Consider the following 19,799-nt stretch of genomic DNA (forward strand, 5'->3'; position numbering starts at 1 on the left):
TAAAATATTGACCTCATCCTGTTTCTGGCCAATCACTCATCCCATGTCCCAGACCCATCTTCATACCGATATCCGCAGCAATGGCCTGATCGGCCGCCTGCCAGACCCCTGGCGATCCTATGCACTGCTTGCCCGGCTGGACCGTCCCGTTGGCACATGGCTGCTGCTGCTGCCCGGCGTGTTCGGCATCTTTCTTGCCCCACAAGGGCCCCCTCTGGAACGCCGGCTCTTCTATACGGCGCTCTTCGCCATCGGATCGCTGCTCATGCGTTCGGCGGGCTGTGTCATCAACGACATCTGGGATCGCAAAATTGATGCCCAGGTTTCACGCACGGCAGGCAGGCCCCTAGCCAGCGGCGCACTCAACCTGACACAGGGGCTGGCTCTGCTGGCAGTGTTGCTACTCGGAGGGCTGGCCGTATTGCTCGCCCTGCCGCCAGTCTGCTGGATGCTGGCACCTCTGGCGCTGATCCTTGTCGCCTTCTACCCGGCCGCAAAAAGACTGACATGGTGGCCCCAGCTTGTCATGGGATTCACCTTCGGCTTCGGCGCTCCCATGGGCTATGCGGCCAGCCAGAACACTCTGGACCTGCCGGGCCTGCTGCTCTACGGCGGCGTCATCATCTGGCAGCTGGGATTCGATACCATCTATGGTTTTCAGGATATGGAGGATGATGCCCGTATCGGGGTCAAATCCACCTCCCGCCTGATGCTGAACCATGCCCGCCTCTTCGTAGGCAGCTGTTACGCCCTAGCCCTCTGCCTGTTTGCACTCTCGGCTCTACAGGCCGGGTTGCACCCACTCTTCTGGCTGCCTTTCCTGCTGGCCTGCCTCCTGCTGGGCCGTCAGACTGTCCGGCTTTCGCCCTATGATGCTCCTCTCTGTCTGCACTTCTTCCGGCAGAACGTCGCAATAGGCTTCGTCCTGGCAGCCGCCTTCATCCTGGGGGCCAGCCCGACATTCTGGCACTAAACCTGATCTGCTCCATGAGCGTGAGAGGGCCGACATGAAAAATCCCCGGGGCAGAACCAGCACCCCGGGGATTTTTCATACAACAGACTGACCTGTATCGAGCGACCTGCTCAGGTCGTACGCCTTCTGAAAAGCGTCCGCCCTGCACTCAATGCTGCTCCACAGAAAGCCACGGCAGCGGCGGCCCCGAGACAGATGAACGCAGGATGAGGGAACAGGGTGAACAGCCCGGCGACCAGCAATGCCCCTGTCGTCTGCCCTGAAAGACGGGCCACGGAGAGCATCCCGCTTGCACCACCCTCCCGGCCGGGAGGGGCTGTCACCATGATGGCCCGGTTGTTCGGTGGCTGGAAAAAGCCAAACCCCATGCCAGCCAGAAGCGTCCGCCAGGCAATGGCCGTGTTATCGGCATCCAGCGGCAGGGTACAGAGAAGCACAAAGCCAAGACATGTCACCAGCAGCCCAATGGAAGACAGCAGAGCTGCCGGAAAACGGTCGGCAATCTTTCCGACAATAAAAGACATCACCGCCACGCCCACAGCCCACGGTGCAATCAACAGACCGACTGTGGCCGGATTTTTATGAAAAGCCACTGCCAGCGTGAAAGGCATGGCCACAATATACAGGTTCGAAGCCACAAACCCACAGAAACTGACCAGACAGGCCAGCAGAAAGGGCACACGCTTCAGCAGGTCCAGCGGCACAATAGGCTCCTGCCGCTTTTTCTGCCAGCGCAGGAGAAGCCACCAGCTGACAAGGCTCCAGCCCGTCAACCCGGCACCCCAGCCCAGATCACCATGCATGAGGCTGTCCAGCCCGATCCCCAGCAGGGCGAAAGAAGCCACCGTGAGCAAGGAACCAAGGATATCGACCTTCACGTCGCTCCGCGGCGTTTTGGGCAGAGCCTTGCTGGCTAGAAGGATGGCAATGCCACCCAGCGGCAGATTCACCCAGAAAATCCAGGGCCAGGAGGCAATGGAGAGGATGAAGGAGCCGATGGTCGGCCCCAGCGCCACACCCAAGCCGATGAACAGCCCGTTGAGCGCAATCCCCTTGCCTATGAGCTTGTGCGGATAAATGAAGCGCACAAGCGCAATATTCACACTCATGATGCAGGAGCTGCCAACACCCTGAAGAGCCCGGGCAAGCGTCAGCTCCAGCATGTTCTGCGACATGGCACAGGCCACAGACGCAATGAGAAACAGGACAATTCCCAGCTGGCTCATCCGCCCGAAACCAACCCTGGCCCCAATGGCGGCCAATGGCAGGAGACAGGCCAGATTGGCCAGCTGGTAGGCATTGATGACCCAGATCGCCTGCGAAGCAGAAGAGTGGAGATCCGTTGCGATGGTGGGCAGGGCCACATTCGCAACGGAATAATCCAGGATCGAAAGCATCAATGCCAGAATGACAGATGACATCGCCTTGAAGCGTTGCATCCCGTAAAGGCCTGCGTGCCTCTCCGGGTCGTATTCTCCCTCAAGGCTAGGATCTGCCATCTTACTGCCCATTACCCTCTGGTTCTCCCAATTTACGCAGGGGCACCCCTGCAAAAAGATTCGCTTCGATCCGCTCCAGCGAAGCACCCTTCGTCTCCGGGACAAAACCCAGAGTAATCAGCACGAACAGGCCATTGAACGCTGCAAACAGGATGAAGGTCCAAGACGCACCCATCGCCAGCATCATCAGCGGGAAAATGCTGGAAACAACCCAGTTGGCCACCCAGTTTGTCACCGTGGAACAGCCGATACCAAAGTCACGGCCACGTGTCGGCTGAACCTCGGAGCACAGGGCCCAGACAAGCGGTCCCTCACCAATGGCAAAACCGGCCACAAAGACAAGGATCAGAGCACAGAGCAGGATGGAAGCGGCCAGGCTGCCACCACCAAAAGCCAGCACTGCACCGACACCAACCAGCGAAGCACCAACGATGACACAGCTCGTCAACAGCAGCGGACGACGGCCCCACCTGTCGGCGTATCGGATGGCCACACCTGTGAAAACCATGTTGGTCAGCCCGACCAGTGTCGTGGCCCACACGGCAGCATTGGTCCCGAAATGGGCAGCTTCGAACACGCGCGGTGCGTAGTAAAGCAGGGCGTTGATTCCGCTCAGCTGCTGCATGATCTGGAGGGTGATACCCAGAAACACGGAACGACGGAAGTTCGGATTGCTGCGAAACAGCCCATATCCGGCATCACTGCTCTTGGAGAGGCGGTCGTTGATATCGGCCAGCTCTGCTTCCGCCACTTCCTCGTCAGAACGCAGCATACGCAGCACCTTGCGGGCACGCTCCGTATCACCACGCATCATCAACCAGCGGGGGCTGTGCGGCAGAATCAGCACTACACCGAGGAACAGGGCCGCCGGAACGCCCATGATCCCGAGCATCCAGCGCCAGTGCCCACCTTCGGACAAGATGCTATCGGACACGAATGCCAGAAAAATCCCGAGCGTAACCATCAGCTGGTAGAAAGAAATCATGGCACCACGGGCCGATTCGACCGTGATCTCAGAAATGTAGAGCGGAGCTGCAAATGCTGCCACGCCAACAGCCAGACCAAGCAGGACACGCCCTGTGATGAGCAGGGCCACCCCGGGAGCAAACGCACAGAAAAGCGTACCAACCAGAAAAAGGATCCCAGCGCCCAGCATGGCACCCGGGCGACCAAAAGAAACGGAAATGCGACCAGCAAATGTAGCACCAACAGCAGCACCAGCCATCATGGACGACACGATCCACCCCTGCATGGCAGCACCAGCATGGAAATCAGTCGCAATGAACGGCAAAGCACCAGCGACAACGCCTGTATCCAACCCAAACATCAACCCGGAAAGGGCCGCAAGAATGCCAAGAAACGTAGCACGCCCTGTCGTCTTCTGAGACGAAGAGGCACCGCCCCCACTCCTGGCTGCCGGCGTTACTCCTACCATGATAACTCCTCATTCATAAAGGTCACACACCCCTCCGGCATCGGGGCGTGCGGCGATTATGGACGTTATTGCTCCAAATTCAATAAATTATCGCTCATCCTGCTTCACGAATGGATTACGGCTCCCCCGCAGCAGAAGCCGGATCGGCGTGCCGGGAAGATGGAAGGTCTCCCGCAACCCATTTATGAGGTATCTTTTGTAACTGTCCGGCAGCTGCTCCGCCCTTGTGCCAAACAGCACAAAGGTTGGCGGGCGGCTTTTGGCCTGTGTCATGTAGCGTAACTTCAGTCGGCGCCCATCCACCAGCGGCGGCTGATGACGTTCCACCGCCTCCTCAAACCAGCGGTTAAGATCGCTCGTGCCCACACGGGCGTTCCAGACCTCGCTGGCCCTTCGGACGGCCGGCAGAAGGCGGTGCAGCCCCTCGCCTGTCAGAGCCGAGAATGTCACAACCTCGATCCCACGCATCTGCGCCAGTGAAATTTCGATACGATCAGAAATCGCCTTGCGTGTTGCCTGACGCTCCTTGACGGCATCCCACTTGTTGAGAGCAAGAACACAGGCTCTCCCCTCCCGCTCAATCAGACGGGCAATCTGGAGGTCCTGCTCATCAACACCACGATCTGCATCCAGAACCAGTACAACCACTTCAGCCATTTTCATGGCCTCAATAGAGGCGGAAACAGAGACACGCTCCAGCCCTTCCTGAACACGGGCACGCTTCCGCATTCCAGCCGTGTCAACGATTTCGATCGGCCCGGCCTCGTCCTCGAGCATGACACTGACAGCATCACGTGTCAGGCCAGCTTCCGGCCCCGTGATCATCCTCTCCTCGCCCAGAAGGCTGTTCAGAAGCGTTGATTTTCCAGCATTCGGACGGCCAATGATGGCAAGGCGCAGCGGTTTTTCTCCATCCTGCTCGGCGAGTGTCTCCTCATCCGGCAGAAGGCTGACGATCTCGCTCATCAGGTCGGCCAGTCCCTCACCATGTTCAGCAGACATGGCAAGCGGGGTTCCCAGCCCAAGAGAGAAGGCCTCCATGGCTGCTTCTGCACCGGCCCGGCCTTCGGCCTTGTTGGCAACGAGGAGGACAGGCCGGTTCTGCCGCCGCAACCAGTTGGCAAAATGTGCATCAGCAGGTGTGATGCCAGACCGTGCATCCACGCAGAAAACAACCAGATCAGCCTGTGCGATCCCCTGCTCGGACGAAGCCCGCATACGGCCAAACAACGTCTCGGGAGCTGCTTCCTCCAGCCCTGCCGTATCCACGAGCCGCACACGGCGACCACGCAGCATGGCCACGCCGTCCTTGCGATCCCGCGTCACACCGGGCTCGTCCGACACGATCGCCTGACGCCTCCCGACAAGCCGGTTGAAGATGGTGGACTTCCCCACATTGGGGCGCCCGGCGATAACGACGACAGGCAGCCTGCCTGTCCCAGCGGGATCAACCATAAGCGCGCAGAACACCATCTTCGCTCAGAACGAGCAGCTGTCCATCACAGACAATCGGCTGTACCTGGCAGGATGACGGTGTTTCTATCTTTCCTTCTTCCTGGCCCGTCCTGGCATTCACGATCACCATGCCACCACGGTTCATGCTGGAAAGACAGACAAGCCTGTTGTTCAGCATGATCGGTCCCATCCACTGGATGGGACCCTTCTCATGCTCCGGTTTTTTGAAACGGGGCAACTGTTTGACCCACCGTACCTGTCCCGTCACACGGTCCAGGCAGGCCAGCTGCTGGTCCAGGGAGATGAGATACAGCCATTCGCCACAAACACAGAGCGGCGACTGACCACTGACCTCCCGCTCCCACAGACGACGCCCCGAGCGCATGTCGATGGCCACAAGCACACGAGACAAAGATATGGCATAGGCTGTCCCGCCAACAACGACAGGCCCCCCACGCACGCAGGCGAAATCCAACATGGCGCCCAGCCCGTTGCCTCCGCCAAGGCTGTCACTCCAGACAACCTCGCCAGAAGCTGCACGCAGGGCCACCAGATCACCACTGCCGAAACCAGCCACCACAATGTCATTGACAATGGCCGGAGCCCCAGCCCCGAAGAGGGTCGTGCTGACATCGGTCGCCTGATAGGTCCAGCGCTGCTGGCCCGTTGCCGCATCCAGAGCGTACAGGCGGGCATCAATGGTCGTGAAAACCATCAGACCACCGACAACAGTCGGGGCGGAGCGCCCCGGCGTCCCGATATCCACGGCCCATTTCTGTCGACCCGTGGCAGCATCCAGCGCCAGGGCCTGCGCCACGCCATCAACGACATAAAGCGTATTCCCCACTAGGGCGAGGCCACCGCCAATATTGGTGGAACGGGTCTTGCGGGCTGGCTGGAGGTGCCAGAGCTGCCTGCGCTCCGGCCAGCTCCAGGCCCGGATGACGCCCTGGGCATCCACCGTGAACATGCGACCATCGCCAATCACGGGCGGGGACTGCAAGGCCCCTTTGCGATTGGGGACAAACGCCACCATGGAAAGCCAGCCAACCCGATTGACACCGGAGCCAACCGACTCACTCCATAGCTGTCGCGTACCATTCCAGACTGCATTGACCGCTTCATGCGACGCTGTCCGCCCTTCCTGCATCCATGCAGTGACGGGCTGTACGGCAGGCAGGGTGATGGGGGCTGTATCATGCGTGTCCACGGCCAGACCTGCCCCGGTTGACAGAACGTCAATCCGTCTGCCCGGCAGAACCGTTTTCTTCGGATCGTCCGAGAAGGCACCACAACCCGCCAGCCCCGTCATGGCAGCAAATGAACAGGCGCCCTTGAGAAGAGAACGACGGGAAGCCTTTACGCCCCCCATCCCCGGCAGTGAAGAAAAATGGCGGTTCATCCAGCCTCTCCCAAAGTCTGCAACAATAGTCCGGCCCGACGCCGTAAATCATCCGTGCTGTCCGCTGATGTCTGAACCTCCAGCAGCAGGCGGCGTGCCTCTGCCCGTTCCTCCGGTTTGGCATCGTCCCTCAGGTCCAGCACGGCCAACCCTTCCTTCGCCAGAGGGACCCAGCTTCCCCCTGTCTGAACGAGCGCCTGATAACCACGCCTCAGCTCATCCCTGGGAGCGATACCCATCCGGGCATTCAGGAGGCGATACTGCGCCATCAACGCCAGAGACCTTTCGGAAGCTCGATCATCCACCACCTGCTGCCACAGCTTCAACGCTGTGGAACGGTCATGATCCTGCTCTTTCAGCTCGGCCAGATACATGGCGGCATAGCCGCGTACACCCTGCGGGGCGGACTGGGCCAGATCCGAGAAAATGCCTTCGGCCTTCTGTCGTGCATCACTTTCAGCAGACGGCAGAGCATTCAGATCACCAAGAAGCTTCATGGCCTCGAAATAGCGGTCCGACGCCACGGCCTGAGCCGTATGGAGCCGGTGCTGCTGCCATCCCCATACACCACCGGCAACACCAGCCAGCACCAGAAGAACCACCAGCACGCCGCCCACACGGAGGGCCATGGATCTGAGCCGCAGGAGACGCTGCTCTTCTTCCACTTCCTTAATCAAATCGTCTGACACGCCATATCCTTGCTGGACCAATCATGATAATTCTGACACTCCTATAGCATGACGGACCAGCGGCAAACATCCTCCCCGACAAAAATTACCGCTCCAGCCCGCCCCCCCATCGTCAAGGTCATGATGATGCAGAAGGATGAGGGGCCCCGCCTTGCCCGCTGGCTGACCCATTATGCCTGCCTCTTCGGCATGGAAAATCTTCTCATCTTTGATAACGGATCGGAAGAGGTCACCACTCTGGCCCTGCTGGATGAAGCCGAACGATGCGGCGCCCATGTCCGGCGGGATCTGGATACGGCGTTTGATTTCCAGAACAAGGGCGGGCATTTCACGAACGTCATACGCTCCCTGAATCAGGATGCAGAGTATGATTTCGCCCTACCGGTAGATTGCGATGAACTGCTCTGCGTTTTTACGGAGACCGGGCTTTCTCTAGGAAAGGCAGACATTCTGGCCGAGTTTGCACGCCTGAAGCCTTGGGGCTGCCCCTTCCGCATCGAGCTGAGCCTGTTCAACCTGCCTGGGGACGGACATGAAGGCTGGTACGCCCCCAACCGTCATTTTCACAAAGGCTTCGTGCCCGCCTACCACGACGCCACCATCGACAATGGGCACCATGCCCCTGCTCTGGCCAACACCACGGATGTGAAAATGACACGTTTTGTCTATCTCCACAGCCACAACCGGCCCTATCAGGAAATGATCGACCTCTCCCGGGCGAAACTGATGCCCGAAATGGAGAGCCCTGACGATGTATTTGACCGGCAGAAGATTCTTGCTCACCTCTCCAGACCACACTGCCCGGGCAGTCATCTCTGCCACATGCTTCTCCGCTCCCATGACGAGTATGAGACTCTCTACCGGGATGAGGTTCACATCTATTTTCGTGAGGGCCTGCCCCTGATCCGTTCCCGGTCTGGCAGGCTTCATGTCTGGAACAGCCACGCCTATCTGGCCCGTCACCCTGATGTGGCAGGCTATGAATCAGGACCACTGGCCCATTATCTGATGTATGGCTTTCCCGAAGGACGCAGCCTCCACTAACCGGAAAGGGGCCCCTCCCGCCGGAAGAGCCCCTCTTTTCTCCCCTCAGGGCTGGAAGCTGATGGGACGACCCACATTGCTGGTGACGATCTCATCATCCTGCATCACGACCTGCCCCCGGACGATGGTCCCCACGGGCCAGCCCGTGACGGTCTTTCCGTCATAAGGTGTCCAGCCTGCGGGAGAGGCGATCCAGTCATTGGTGATGGTCCGCTGCTTCTTCATGTCCACAAGGGTGATGTCACCATCGAACCCGACGGCCAGACGGCCCTTGTTCGGCAGCCCATAGACCCGGGCCGGACCAGCGGCCATAACGTCCACGAGCCGGGTCAGGCTCAGACGCCCTGCATTGACGTGATCCAGCATCAGCGGAACGATCGTCTGCACGCCCGTCAAGCCGGATGGACATTCCAGCCACGGCAGTTCCTTGGCCTCTTTGGGGTGCGGCGCATGGTCGGAAGACACCACATCCACCCGTCCATCCCGCAGGGCGGCCCAGCCTGCCTCAAAATGACGCCGCTCATTCCGCAGCGGAGGGTTCATCACGGCCTTGCCACCCAGACGCTCATAACAGCCCGGCCCTTCGTTGGTCAGATGATTGACCAGAACCTCCACCGTGGCATGACGGCGGTTTTCGCCCAGAAGAATGAACTCTTCTTCCGTTGAGACATGCAGGATATGGATGGGCCGCCCCGTCTTGCGGGACAGGGCCAGGATACGCTGCGTACCCCGAATGGCACATTCCGCATCCCGCCACTCGGCATGACAGTGGTAGGGCTGCCCCGGCTCGAAGAGCTTCCGCCGCTCCCGCAGGCGGTATTCATCCTCCGAGTGGAAGGACACACGGCGATGGCCGGAACGCAGGACCGCCTCGATCCCCTCATCATCCTCGATCATGAGATCGCCGGTCGAAGACCCCGCAAAAACCTTGACGCCACAGACACCCTCTTCCTGCTCGAACTCGGCCAGAAGGGGCGTGTTCTCCCGGGTCGCACCAATATACATGGCGACGTCAATATTCGCCGTCTCCACGATATGCTGACGCTTCCAGTCCAGCATCTTCCTGTCCGTGATGGTCGGGTTGGTGTTCGGCATGTCAAACACAGCCGTGATGCCACCCAGAGCCGCCGCCCGGGTGCCTGTCTCCAGCGTTTCAGCTTCCGGCTTGCCGGGATCACGCAGATGCACGTGAGAGTCGATCAGCCCGGGCAGGACATGCAGGCCCGTGGCATCAATGACACGGTCAGCCTCATCACTGGCGGAAACGGACAGGGAAGCGATCCGCTGATCACGGATGCCGATGTCGGCCTGTGCCTCACCCCATGGAAATACGCACCGTCCATTACGGATTATGAGATCAAAATGCATGATGTCTCCCTGAAAAATCTGTCATCGTTTCATCACAGTGATGACCGGTTCTTACCCCTCTCCGGACCATTCATAAAGAGAGAGGGCGGCCTGACAGACATCTTCAGCCTTCAGGCCCTCCATGTTTCCGGCACCGGGCGGGCCGGGAGCCTCAACCACAGCCGTCCAGCGGCCAGAAGGCGCATATTCTGCGGCACGGCTGGGACCGAACAGGCCCAGCGTTGGCACGTCCAGAGCTGCTGACAGGTGCATCAGCCCTGAATCACTCCCGACAAACAGGCAGCAGCGGACCAGCAGGGCTGCAACCTGCGCCAATGAATATCTCCCGCCAAGGTCCAGAGCCTCCGGCATGGCAGCCCGGGCCGGAGCGGCCAGCCTCGCCTCCCGCTCTCCCGGACCGTAGAACAGGACAGGACGCATCCCCTCTGCCCCCAGCCGGTCTGCGAGAGCCGCAAAAGATGAGGCAGGCCAGAGTTTCGTCTCCGTTCCTGCTGTCGGAGCCAGAGCCAGCCAGCGGATGTCACCGGGCAGGAGGCGGGCGGCCATGTCCTGCTCCTCCGGTCCCAGCCAGACATGCGGACGGAAGGGCTGCCTGAAGCCCAGCGACCGGGCCTGCTGCTCCAGCTTCAGCCCTGTCCGCCTGCCCCCCCTGACGACATGACGGGAACGGCTCCATACTCCATAGGCCAGAGGCGATGAACGGAGATCCACCACCACTTCCCAGCGATGGCGCACAACCTGCCACCACAGGGCCAGCCAGTGCCTGTTATGAGGCTTCTTCTCCACCACGATGATCCGCTCGCAACGGGGCATGTACCGGAACAGGTCCTGCACGGCCGGACCGCAGGCGATGGTGAATCGGGCCTGAGGATGACGCTCCATCATCCCGGCCAGCGCCCCCATGGCAATCACGGCATCACCAAGACGATGCGCCGTGATGAAGAGGATGCGTTTCACTCCTGCAACCAGATCGGGTCTGACAGGGTTGCGAGAAATTCGGCATGACGGGCCAGAGTGGCCTCATCCGGTGATGGCATGGGGCGGGCCTTGCGACCCGTCACGGCCCTGCGCTTTCCCGCCCCACCCGGGCCGGCAGCCTGCTGCCGGTCACTGCCCAGACCAAGGCCACGCTGCCGCCCCCCGATCAGCTCCACATACACGTCGGCCAGCAGGCGGCAGTCCAGCAGGGCATTGTGGGTGCCACGCTCGGAGAGGTCGATCCCGAAACGGCGGCAGAGGGCGTCCAGATTGGCAGGCATCCCGGGGAATTTCTTCCGGGCCATGATGACGGTATCAATGGCCCGACTGTCATAATCCAGCACGGGACGTCCGGCCCGCTTCAGCTCCGCATTGATGAACTTGAAGTCGAACGGTGCATTATGGGCGATCATCTTCCCGTCACCGATGAACTCCAGGAACTCATCAGCAATGTCAGCGAAAAGAGGTTTCCCTTCCAGGTCCGCCAGCGTGAAACCATGCACCTTCGTGGCCTCGGGGGGAATGTCCCGTTCGGGATTCACCAGCACATGGAAATAATTTCCCGTCCGCAGGTCATTCACCAGCTCCAGGGCGGCAATTTCGATCACCCTGTCCCCGGTATCCGGGTCCAGCCCTGTCGTCTCGGTATCAAAAAGAATGGAACGGGTCATGTCATCGTCTTTCACGCATCTGCCACAGGGAGGCCAGAATGGCACGGACCTGACGGGCCGCACAGGCACGGGAGAGGCCCGTCCTTATCACGATATCGGCCCGGCGTCGCCGCTCCCTGTCCGGCATCTGCCGGGCCAGCAGGGCTTTCGCATCCGCCTCGCTCATCTGCCCCCCCCTCCTGTAACGCCGCCGGATGCGGGACAGACGGACAGACAGCGGAGCCGACACCACCATGACGAGCGTACAGTCCCGATCCGCCCCCGTTTCCCACAGAAGGGGAATGTCCAGAACACAGAACGGCACCTGACGGGACCGGCAACGCCGCAGAAAAGCCTGTCTCTCCTGCCGGACCATCGGATGGATGATGGCTTCCAGCCGGGGCAGGACGGTTGGATCCGCCGCTATGAGACGGCGCAGGGCTGCCCTGTCCAGCACGCCATCATGCACGATGCCGGGAAACGCCTTCTGCAGGGCAGGAACCGCCCGCCCATGAAGGGCCTGAAGCTGACGGACGCAGGCATCGGCATCAAAAACAGGCACACCCGCCCTGCGGAAGAGAGATGCCACCGTACTCTTCCCGGCGGCCATGCCACCCGTCAGCCCCAGAACCTTCACGAACAGGCCCCGACCATCACCATGTCAGGAAAGGCCATGCCGGGCGAGGTCCTGCGCCAGAATGTCAAAACTGGCTTCATCGGCTTCCGGCAGCACACCGAACCATTCCTGAAACCCGGCCCGTGCCTGACAGATCAGCATGCCCAGCCCGTCCACGGTGCAGAAGCCACGCTCCTGCGCTGCCTTCAGCAGAGGTGTCTGCCGAGGCGTATAGACGATGTCCGTCACACTCAGCCCCTCCTGCCCCTTCTGCAGCAGGCTGGACCATGCCGTGTCATCACGTCCTCCCATGCCCAGCGATGTCGCATTGACGAGCAGATTCATCTCTCCCAGCCTGCTGGGCCAGTCTGTCCAGTCCAGCACGATTCCGCCCCCCAGGGCCTGCACCAGAGCCTCGGCCCGGGAAGCTGTACGGTTGGAAATGAAGACCTCACAGCCACGATCCTGCAACGCTGCCGCCACGGCCCGGGCGGCTCCCCCCGCCCCGAGGATGAGAGCACGCCCTTCCAGCCTCACGCCATGAGCCAGAAGATTGTCGCAGAAGCCGGTGCCATCGGTGCAGTCGCCAATGACCCGCCCCTCCACAAAACGCAGCGTATTGGCTGCCCCGGCCCGGCGGGCCGTTTCTGTCAGTTCGTCACAGAGGCGGAAAGCCTCCTCCTTGTGTGGAATCGTGACATTCACCCCACGGAACCCCGCTGCCGCCAGCCCCTTCAGAGCCATTTCCAGCTGTCCCGGCTTGACCGGCAGCGGCACATAGGCCCCGTTGACCTGATGCACCCGGCACCAGTGGTTATGCAGCATGGGAGACCGGGAATGATCGACCGGCCAGCCTATCACGCCAGCCAGTCTGGTCCTGCCATCAATCGTCACGCCATCTCCTTCCGTCTTTCCCAGAAGCGGGGCAGCAGACGGGCCAGACGCTCCGCCCATAGCTTCTGCCCCACTTCATCACTGATGAGGTCCTGCCTTATCTCAATCTCAAGGGCTGGCAGATTCCGCCGTCCGGCGTGATAGGGCACGCTGTATTCATTCTGGCTGTTCAGCACATAGGGCTGGTTGTCCCCCACATGGAGGCCGCCTTCCTCCTCCAGCAATGTCCGCATCAGGCGGGCGGAGTGAGGGTCATGATCGTGCAGCAGCCCGATGTCCCACGGGCGTCTCCGCCCATCCTGCATGGCAGGAGTGAAACTGTGCAGGGACACGAACAACGTCGTTTCCGGCTTCCGCCGGGACAGATGGCGTTCTATCTCATCGTGATAGGCATGGAGAATGGCCTCTTCCCGCTGCCGTCTCTCCACGGCTGACAGGCCCTGATTCCCCGGCACGGGCGCACCGTCACTGACGGGGGGAATGGAGGTCGGATGCCCGGCGGCCCGGTTGCAGTCGATCACGAGACGGGAATAGACCTGCTCCACAAGCAGGCAGCCGAGAGCCTGCTGGAGGTGCCTCCCCACTTCCCGGATGCCAATATCATAGGCGATGTGCCTGTCCCATTCATCCACGGGCAGGCCAAGATCACCCAGCCTTTCTGGCACGGCACGGCCCGCATGGTCGCTGATCATGACAAAAGGACTGTCCGTCACCGCTGCATGGACATGATAAGGGCGGGCCTCACTCTCCCCCAGAAGGGGCATGGCCTCAGTCTGCCTGTTCATCACGCCCAACCTCACTCAACCTGATGAAGAAGGGAGCGGACCGTGCTGGCCGCAGCGGCGTCCTTCCACTCCACGCCGCCATCAGAAATGGCCCGCACCTGCCCCTGGGCATCAATCAGCAGCGTCATGGGCAGTCCGGGTTCCCGAAGACTCTTCAGGAACGGATCCACAGCCTGACGCTCCGCCGTCCAGACGGGCAGGCCCTCGGCATGAAGACGGGGCAGAGCTGCCTGAACATGCTCCGGTGAACCACTGTCCAGAGCAACGGGGATCACGGGCAGATCGGGATTTCTGTCCAGGAAAGCGGCCAGCTGGGGCAGCTCTTCCCGACAGGGTGTGCACCATGTGGCCCAGAGATGCAGCATGTACGGCTTCCCCGCCTTCATGGGCAGGCTTGCCTTCGTGCCGCCCAGCCCCGCAATGGCCAGCGTGACCGGGGCTGACAGGGCCGGTTCCGGCTCCAGCTCCTGCAAACTCTGCAACGCTTCAGCCCGCACACAATTGTGCCACAGGCCCGCAGCCGCTACACTCAGCCAGCCCGCCAGAACGGCGCATGTACGAATCTTTTTCCAGTTTCTGATCATATCGGTCCTCATGACGCACAATAATACCAGCAACGCCTCCCCTGCAAACAGACCCGCCAGCACGGACGCGGCCAATCCCCAGTGGGGTGGCCGTTTCGCCAGCGGTCCGGCAGCCATCATGGAGGAGATCAACGCCTCCATCGGGTTCGACAGAATTCTCTGGCGGCAGGATATCCGTGGCTCCCTCGCCCATGCTGCCATGCTCCGCAAGGTTGGCCTGCTGACAGAACAGGAAGAAGCCGAAATCCAGCAGGGTCTGGCCGATATTGCCACGGAAATCGAAGAAGGCCGCTTCGCTTTCTCCCCGGCACTGGAAGATATTCACATGAATATCGAGTCCCGCCTGTCCGAGCGGATCGGGGAAGCCGGAAAGCGGCTGCACACCGCCCGTTCCCGCAATGACCAGATTGCCACGGACTTCCGCCTCTGGGTCCGGGATTCCATCGACGGCATCGTGGAACAGACGGAAGCCCTGATGCGCACCCTCGCCCGCCGTGCACTGGAATATCATGACACCCCCATGCCGGGTTTCACCCATCTTCAGGTCGCCCAGCCCGTCACCTTCGGTCATCATCTGCTGGCTTATGTGGAAATGCTGGCCCGTGATGCCTCCCGCCTGCGTGATGCCCGCCGCCGGATGAATGAATGCCCGCTGGGGTCTGCCGCCCTGGCAGGCACGTCCTTCCCCATCGACCGGGACATGACGGCGCAGGCCCTCGGTTTCGACCGCCCGACGTCAAACTCGCTGGACGCCGTGTCCGACCGCGACTTTGCGCTGGAATATCTGTCTGTCCTCTCCATGGAGGCCATGCATCTTTCCCGCCTTTCGGAAGAGATCGTGCAGTGGGCCTCTGCGGCCTTCAATTTCGTCCATCTGTCCGACGCCTTCACCACCGGCTCCTCCATCATGCCACAGAAGCGCAACCCGGATGCTGCCGAGCTGGTCCGTGCCAAGGTGGGCCGCATCACCGGCGATCTGATCGGGCTGCTGACGGTCATGAAAGGTCTGCCACTGGCCTATGCGAAGGACACGCAGGAAGACAAGGAACCCGTCTTTGACGCCACGACGGCCATCACCCTGTCCTTGGCCGCCATGGAAGGGATGATCCGGGACCTCAAACCAAACAAGGAACGGATGCGGGAGCTGGCAGGTGCTGGCTTCTCCACCGCCACGGACCTTGCCGACTGGCTGGTGCGGGAGCTGCGTCTGCCCTTCCGCACGGCCCATCATGTCACAGGGCGTCTTGTCAGTCTGGCCGAGCAGAAAGGCTGCGATCTGGCCGACCTTTCACTCGAAGACATGCAGGCCGTGGAATCAGGCATCAACAGGTCCATCTATGACGTCCTGACCGTGGACTCCTCCCTCGCCTCCCGCACCAGCCACGGCGGCACGGCACCAGCCAATGTGCAGGCACAGGCCAAGGGGTGGCTGGAACGGCTTGGACAGGCCTGAACGGAGAGATGATCATGCATCGGCTTCATTCCTCTTTCATGACGCGGGCCGTTCTGGCCCTCATGGGTGGCATTTTCCTGCTGGGACTGAGCGCCTGCGGCCGACCGGGGGCTCCCAAGCCTCCCGGCCCGTCTGAGAAAGTGACGTATCCGCAGATATATCCGCCAGAATGAAATGACGTGATTCTTCAGAAATCATGCGAGAGATTATCAAGAAAGGTGAAAGTGGGAGTTCCTGCTTTCAGCTTTTCTCATGATTACAGGGCATTGACCGCAAAAACTGGCTATTTACCAATAAGAATGACTGATAACAGATAAAAGATTTTCCTTTCTTCACGCTTTATCAAGATGACCTTCCTAGAGTGACCCTGCAATCTGCCTTGTTCAGGATGGAGTGGTCATGATGGTAACGCTGACAGAAATCATTCTGAAGGATCCAGCCCGTTATGAGTACATGCGGGCTGGCAACACGACTCCCTTCTGGGTTTCTCCTGCCATGAAAACAGAACTTCGCCTGCTCGGCCCGACAGGCAACGTCATACCCTGCCAACACCACCACAGGGGATGGTTCAACTTCCTTCTCCCCGCTGAAACACCTCATGTCTTCCTGGACATGACGGCCACTACCCTGCTGGATCAGACCATCAGAGACGTGATCCTGTTCATGGGGGCTCAGGAATGGTCTCTACCCGTTCCTTCTGCTCTCACCCGTTCTCCCAGACAGAGCAACCAGGCCAGAACTGCCTGGGTCGGCCTCCCACCCATGCCCCGCTGGGTACGGGGGCTCTTCTGCGTGCATCTTGAACCTGTGGTTCTTGAACGGGACAGATTAAACGCTGCCTGACAGGCAGTCTCCCCCAGTCAGAGGGTCAGGACCAGGCCATCCCGGGCTGGGCGGACGTCTTCGGGCAGGCTTTCGCAGAGCTGGCCGTAATCCATGTCCGGCCCCATGTGGGTCAGGACCGTATGCCGGGGCCGGAACTGCTGCCGCCATTCCATGACACGCCCCAACCAGCCATGAGATGGATGTGCCTCCCGCTGGAAGCACCCGACGACCCAGCAGGACAGGTCATGCAGAACGGCCTGTGATTCTGTGGGGAAACTCTCAACATCCGTGCAGTAGGCAAACGACCCAAGACGCAGGCCGAGACTTGTCGTCCAGCCATGCTTCTGCGGGAAGATGCAGCCTTCCAGCGGGCCGACCTTCAGCGGGCCATGGGTGGGAATTTCCTGCACGTCAAAAGCAGGACGATAGAAGGTGCCTCCCTCCCACGGCCGGAAAGCATAGTCGAAACGCTGCCGCAGCTCGGCCAGAACCTCTGCCGTGGCCAGAAGCTGGATCGGCCGACCGATCACACGATTGACAGCCCTCAATTCATCCAGCCCACCGATATGGTCACTGTGAGCGTGCGTGTAGAACACGGCATCAATATGGGTCAGCCCGTTTGCCAGCATCTGCTGCCGCAGGTCTGGCCCACTGTCGACCAGAAGACGGAACCCCTCATGCTCGATCACGATGGATGAACGCAGACGGCGATTCCGCCTGTCTGTCGGATCGCACGCACCCCAGAGGCCCGTTCCGGCCCCTTCCTCACCCCCGATCATGGGGACGCCAGCGGAGCCACCACAACCGAGAATCGTGATCTTCATACGGCTACCCGTGTGAAGAGACGCCGTGTGTTGGCTTGCGTAATCTCCACCAGCCGCTCACCCGTCAGACCACGTTCTTCGGCCAGACGAGCCGCCGTATGCACGACATAGCCCGGCGTGTTCGGCTTGCCCCGCTTGGGAACGGGGGCCAGAAAAGGACTGTCTGTTTCCACGAGGATACGGTCCTCCGGCGCATGACGGGCCACGTTCCGGATTTCTTCACACTTCTTGAAGGTCAGAAGCCCGGAAAAGCTCAGGTACCCCCCCAGCTCCAGAGCGGCTCCGGCCAGCTTCGGACCGGAGGCAAAGCAATGGATCAGAAAAGGGAAAGCCCCCTTCTCATGCTCGTCCCGCAGAATGGCGATGGTGTCATCATCCGCCTGTCTCGTATGGATGACCAGCGGCAGACCCGTCACACGGGCTGCCTCGATATGACGGCGGAAGGATGCATGCTGGACTGGTTTCACCTCCTCCGTGCCATGAAAATAATCAAGGCCAGACTCTCCGATGGCCGCTACCTGCGGAGCCTCAAGCTCTGCCAGCATGTCATCAAGACTGGGAAGAACCTCCTCATGGGCATGATCGGGATGTGTGCCCAACGCACACCAGATACGCAGGTCCGGACTGTCATGCTCCGTCAGGGCCTTCTGCCTGGCCCGTTCTGACCAGCGTGTCCCGATCGTGACCATTCCCGCCAGACCAGCCTGCCGGGCAAAATCCAGACTGGCAGGGAGGTCTTCCAGACGGTCCAGATGGCAGTGCGTGTCAATCAGCCCCTTCATGCGTCCTTCTCTTCCTCCACGAAACGGGGGAACAGACCTTGTGGCTTGGGCAGGGTACGCCCACCGGGCAGTGGTGTTTCCAGCGCAGCGATATGACGCTCGCCCTTCTCCACACCCAGCTGGTCCAGCATCTTCTCCATCGTATCTGGCATATAGGGCTGGAGGAGCGTCGCCACGGTGCGGATCACATCCACCAGAACCCGCAGCACATCCGCCATGCGGGCCGGATTTTCCTTCTTCAGCACCCAGGGGGCCTGCCGGTCGATATAGGCATTGGCCTCCCGGATGAGCTTCCAGATATCTTCCAGCGCATCACTGATGGCCAGACGCTCGATATGCGTGCGTGTGAGAGACGGCAGCAGGGTGGCCTGGGCCAGAATCTTCTCATCATCCTCTGTCAGGGCACCACGTTCCGGCAGGACACCCTGAAGATTGCGGGCCACCTGACTGAGCGTCCGCTGGGCAAGATTGCCAAGGTCGTTGGCCAGTTCGACATTCATCCGTGTGATGAGGGAACGGCGGCTGAAATTGGAATCCCCACCAAAGGGCACTTCCCGCATCAGGAAGAAGCGCAGCTGGTCCAGCCCGAACTCATCGGCCAGAGCCTTGGGGTCCAGCACGTTGCCGAGAGACTTGCTCATCTTCTCACCCTCGACCGTCCACCAGCCATGAGCGAAAACCCGTTTCGGCAGCGGCAGACCGGCCGCCATAAGGAAGGCCGGCCAGTAGATGCAGTGGAAGCGGATGATCTCCTTGCCCACCACATGCACGTCGGCGGGCCAGTGAACATTCCGGGGATCCTTCATGTCCGGGTAACCAACGGCTGTCAGATAATTCGCCAGCGCATCGAACCAGACATACATGACATGGTCCGGGTCACCCGGCACCTCCACGCCCCAGCGGAAGCTGGTCCGGCTGATGGAGAGGTCCCGCAGCCCCTGCTTCACGAAGCTGACCACCTCCCGTTTCGGACCATGCGGGCCGATGAAATCGGGATTTTCTTCATACAGCTTCAGCAGCCTGTCCTGAAAATCGGAAAGGCGGAAAAAGTAGGATGGTTCCCGCACCCACTCCAGCGGCGCACCGGAGGGAGCCGTCCGGCTGCCATCGGGATGCCGGGTGATCTCATCCTCACCGACAAACATCTCATCCCGGGTGGAGTACCAGCCTTCATAGGCATCGAGATAGATATGACCATTTTCGGCAACCTTCTCCCAAAGGGTCTGGGCTGCCTTCTTGTGTCGGGCTTCTGTCGTGCGGATGAACTCATCCGTCTGGACCGCCATGTCCTTCTGCATCTGGCGGAAGCTCTGGGAGATGCGGTCCGCAAAATCCTGCGGAGGAACATTCTGCGCCTTTGCGCTCTGCTCCACCTTCTGTCCATGCTCGTCCGTCCCGCTGACGAACAGAACATCGTTGCCATCCAGCCGATGGAAACGGGCGATCACATCACAGGCGATGGAGGTATAAGCGTGGCCGATATGCGGCGCACCATTCACATAGAAAATGGGAGTCGTGATGGTGAAATGCCGCTTCATGATCT

At 60.6% G+C, this 19,799-nt stretch carries 19 protein-coding genes; 4 read left to right on the forward strand and 15 right to left on the reverse strand.

All coding sequences use genetic code 11. The features are described 5' to 3' along the window. The first annotated feature begins 43 nt into the window (after positions 1 to 43). Positions 44 to 973 carry a 4-hydroxybenzoate octaprenyltransferase gene (gene ubiA / locus GM608_RS04705; RefSeq protein ID WP_154981410.1) on the forward strand — a complete coding sequence of 310 codons (930 nt, stop codon included), beginning with the start codon at positions 44 to 46 and terminating at the stop codon, positions 971 to 973. Positions 974 to 1,083: 110 nt separating this feature from the next. On the opposite strand, the gene GM608_RS04710 is transcribed toward ubiA, so the two are convergent. From GM608_RS04710 to GM608_RS04730, 5 genes are all read right to left on the reverse strand, one after another. Continuing rightward, on the reverse strand, positions 1,084 to 2,472 hold the full coding sequence (locus tag GM608_RS04710) for an MFS transporter (RefSeq protein ID WP_333645126.1): 1,389 nt from the start codon (positions 2,470 to 2,472) through the stop codon (positions 1,084 to 1,086). A gap of 1 nt (position 2,473) precedes the next feature. After that, positions 2,474 to 3,907: a sugar porter family MFS transporter gene (locus GM608_RS04715; RefSeq protein ID WP_043560006.1), complete on the reverse strand. Its 1,434-nt coding sequence runs from the start codon at positions 3,905 to 3,907 to the stop codon at positions 2,474 to 2,476. 87 nt (positions 3,908 to 3,994) lie between these two features. Further along, positions 3,995 to 5,362, reverse strand: a complete 1,368-nt coding sequence (der, locus tag GM608_RS04720; RefSeq protein WP_043560004.1) for a ribosome biogenesis GTPase Der — start codon at positions 5,360 to 5,362, stop codon at positions 3,995 to 3,997. Next, entirely contained in the window at positions 5,355 to 6,764 is a 1,410-nt protein-coding gene (locus tag GM608_RS04725; RefSeq protein WP_227449706.1) for a PQQ-binding-like beta-propeller repeat protein, read from the reverse strand. The genes der and GM608_RS04725 overlap by 8 nt, the downstream gene beginning before the upstream one ends. Continuing rightward, positions 6,761 to 7,453: a tetratricopeptide repeat protein gene (locus GM608_RS04730; protein WP_152332663.1), complete on the reverse strand. Its 693-nt coding sequence runs from the start codon at positions 7,451 to 7,453 to the stop codon at positions 6,761 to 6,763. The genes GM608_RS04725 and GM608_RS04730 overlap by 4 nt, the downstream gene beginning before the upstream one ends. A 120-nt stretch (positions 7,454 to 7,573) precedes the next feature. Here GM608_RS04730 and GM608_RS04735 point away from each other — a divergent pair, with 120 nt between their 5' ends. After that, complete coding sequence (locus GM608_RS04735; RefSeq protein ID WP_248460714.1) at positions 7,574 to 8,497, forward strand: glycosyltransferase family 2 protein; 924 nt, start codon at positions 7,574 to 7,576, stop codon at positions 8,495 to 8,497. Between the two features lie 45 nt (positions 8,498 to 8,542). Here the strand turns inward: GM608_RS04735 and GM608_RS04740 are convergent, their stop codons facing one another. The 7 genes from GM608_RS04740 to GM608_RS04770 are packed head-to-tail and all read right to left on the reverse strand — an operon-like array spanning position 8,543 to position 14,384. Further along, entirely contained in the window at positions 8,543 to 9,865 is a 1,323-nt protein-coding gene (locus GM608_RS04740) for a dihydroorotase (RefSeq protein ID WP_081563482.1), read from the reverse strand. 51 nt (positions 9,866 to 9,916) lie between these two features. Further along, a complete protein-coding gene (locus tag GM608_RS04745; protein ID WP_248460718.1) occupies positions 9,917 to 10,822 on the reverse strand; it encodes a glycosyltransferase family 9 protein in 906 nt (301 codons plus the stop codon). Beyond that, positions 10,819 to 11,514 carry a DNA polymerase III subunit epsilon gene (gene dnaQ, locus GM608_RS04750; RefSeq protein WP_043559997.1) on the reverse strand — a complete coding sequence of 232 codons (696 nt, stop codon included), beginning with the start codon at positions 11,512 to 11,514 and terminating at the stop codon, positions 10,819 to 10,821. The genes GM608_RS04745 and dnaQ overlap by 4 nt, the downstream gene beginning before the upstream one ends. Before the next feature lies 1 nt (position 11,515). After that, positions 11,516 to 12,130: a dephospho-CoA kinase gene (gene coaE / locus GM608_RS04755; protein WP_333645127.1), complete on the reverse strand. Its 615-nt coding sequence runs from the start codon at positions 12,128 to 12,130 to the stop codon at positions 11,516 to 11,518. A gap of 24 nt (positions 12,131 to 12,154) precedes the next feature. Further along, a complete protein-coding gene (locus tag GM608_RS04760) occupies positions 12,155 to 13,063 on the reverse strand; it encodes a shikimate dehydrogenase (RefSeq protein ID WP_333645128.1) in 909 nt (302 codons plus the stop codon). After that, positions 13,000 to 13,788 (reverse strand): N-formylglutamate amidohydrolase, encoded by a 789-nt coding sequence (locus GM608_RS04765; RefSeq protein WP_043559992.1) that lies wholly within the window; start codon positions 13,786 to 13,788, stop codon positions 13,000 to 13,002. The genes GM608_RS04760 and GM608_RS04765 overlap by 64 nt, the downstream gene beginning before the upstream one ends. An 11-nt stretch (positions 13,789 to 13,799) precedes the next feature. Beyond that, on the reverse strand, positions 13,800 to 14,384 hold the full coding sequence (locus tag GM608_RS04770) for a TlpA disulfide reductase family protein (protein WP_166651604.1): 585 nt from the start codon (positions 14,382 to 14,384) through the stop codon (positions 13,800 to 13,802). Between GM608_RS04770 and argH the strand changes: the two genes are divergently transcribed. Together argH and GM608_RS04780 are read left to right on the forward strand one after the other, a co-directional pair. Then, the gene (argH, locus tag GM608_RS04775; RefSeq protein ID WP_081563486.1) at positions 14,383 to 15,825 is read left to right on the forward strand and encodes an argininosuccinate lyase; all 1,443 of its coding nucleotides are present in this window, start codon (positions 14,383 to 14,385) and stop codon (positions 15,823 to 15,825) included. The genes GM608_RS04770 and argH overlap by 2 nt on opposite strands. A gap of 399 nt (positions 15,826 to 16,224) precedes the next feature. After that, complete coding sequence (locus tag GM608_RS04780) at positions 16,225 to 16,668, forward strand: hypothetical protein (RefSeq protein WP_043559988.1); 444 nt, start codon at positions 16,225 to 16,227, stop codon at positions 16,666 to 16,668. A 17-nt stretch (positions 16,669 to 16,685) separates the two neighbouring features. Here GM608_RS04780 and GM608_RS04785 read toward each other — a convergent pair whose 3' ends face one another. The 3 genes from GM608_RS04785 to metG are packed head-to-tail and all read right to left on the reverse strand — an operon-like array spanning position 16,686 to position 19,794. Then, on the reverse strand, positions 16,686 to 17,474 hold the full coding sequence (locus tag GM608_RS04785; protein ID WP_081563203.1) for an MBL fold metallo-hydrolase: 789 nt from the start codon (positions 17,472 to 17,474) through the stop codon (positions 16,686 to 16,688). Further along, positions 17,471 to 18,256 (reverse strand): TatD family hydrolase, encoded by a 786-nt coding sequence (locus tag GM608_RS04790; RefSeq protein ID WP_081563204.1) that lies wholly within the window; start codon positions 18,254 to 18,256, stop codon positions 17,471 to 17,473. The genes GM608_RS04785 and GM608_RS04790 overlap by 4 nt, the downstream gene beginning before the upstream one ends. Next, positions 18,253 to 19,794, reverse strand: a complete 1,542-nt coding sequence (gene metG / locus GM608_RS04795) for a methionine--tRNA ligase (protein WP_333645129.1) — start codon at positions 19,792 to 19,794, stop codon at positions 18,253 to 18,255. The genes GM608_RS04790 and metG overlap by 4 nt, the downstream gene beginning before the upstream one ends. Positions 19,795 to 19,799 lie beyond the last annotated feature (5 nt).

This window comes from Bombella sp. ESL0380 (genome assembly GCF_009725805.1).
Classification (GTDB): Bacteria; Pseudomonadota; Alphaproteobacteria; order Acetobacterales; family Acetobacteraceae; genus Bombella; species Bombella apis.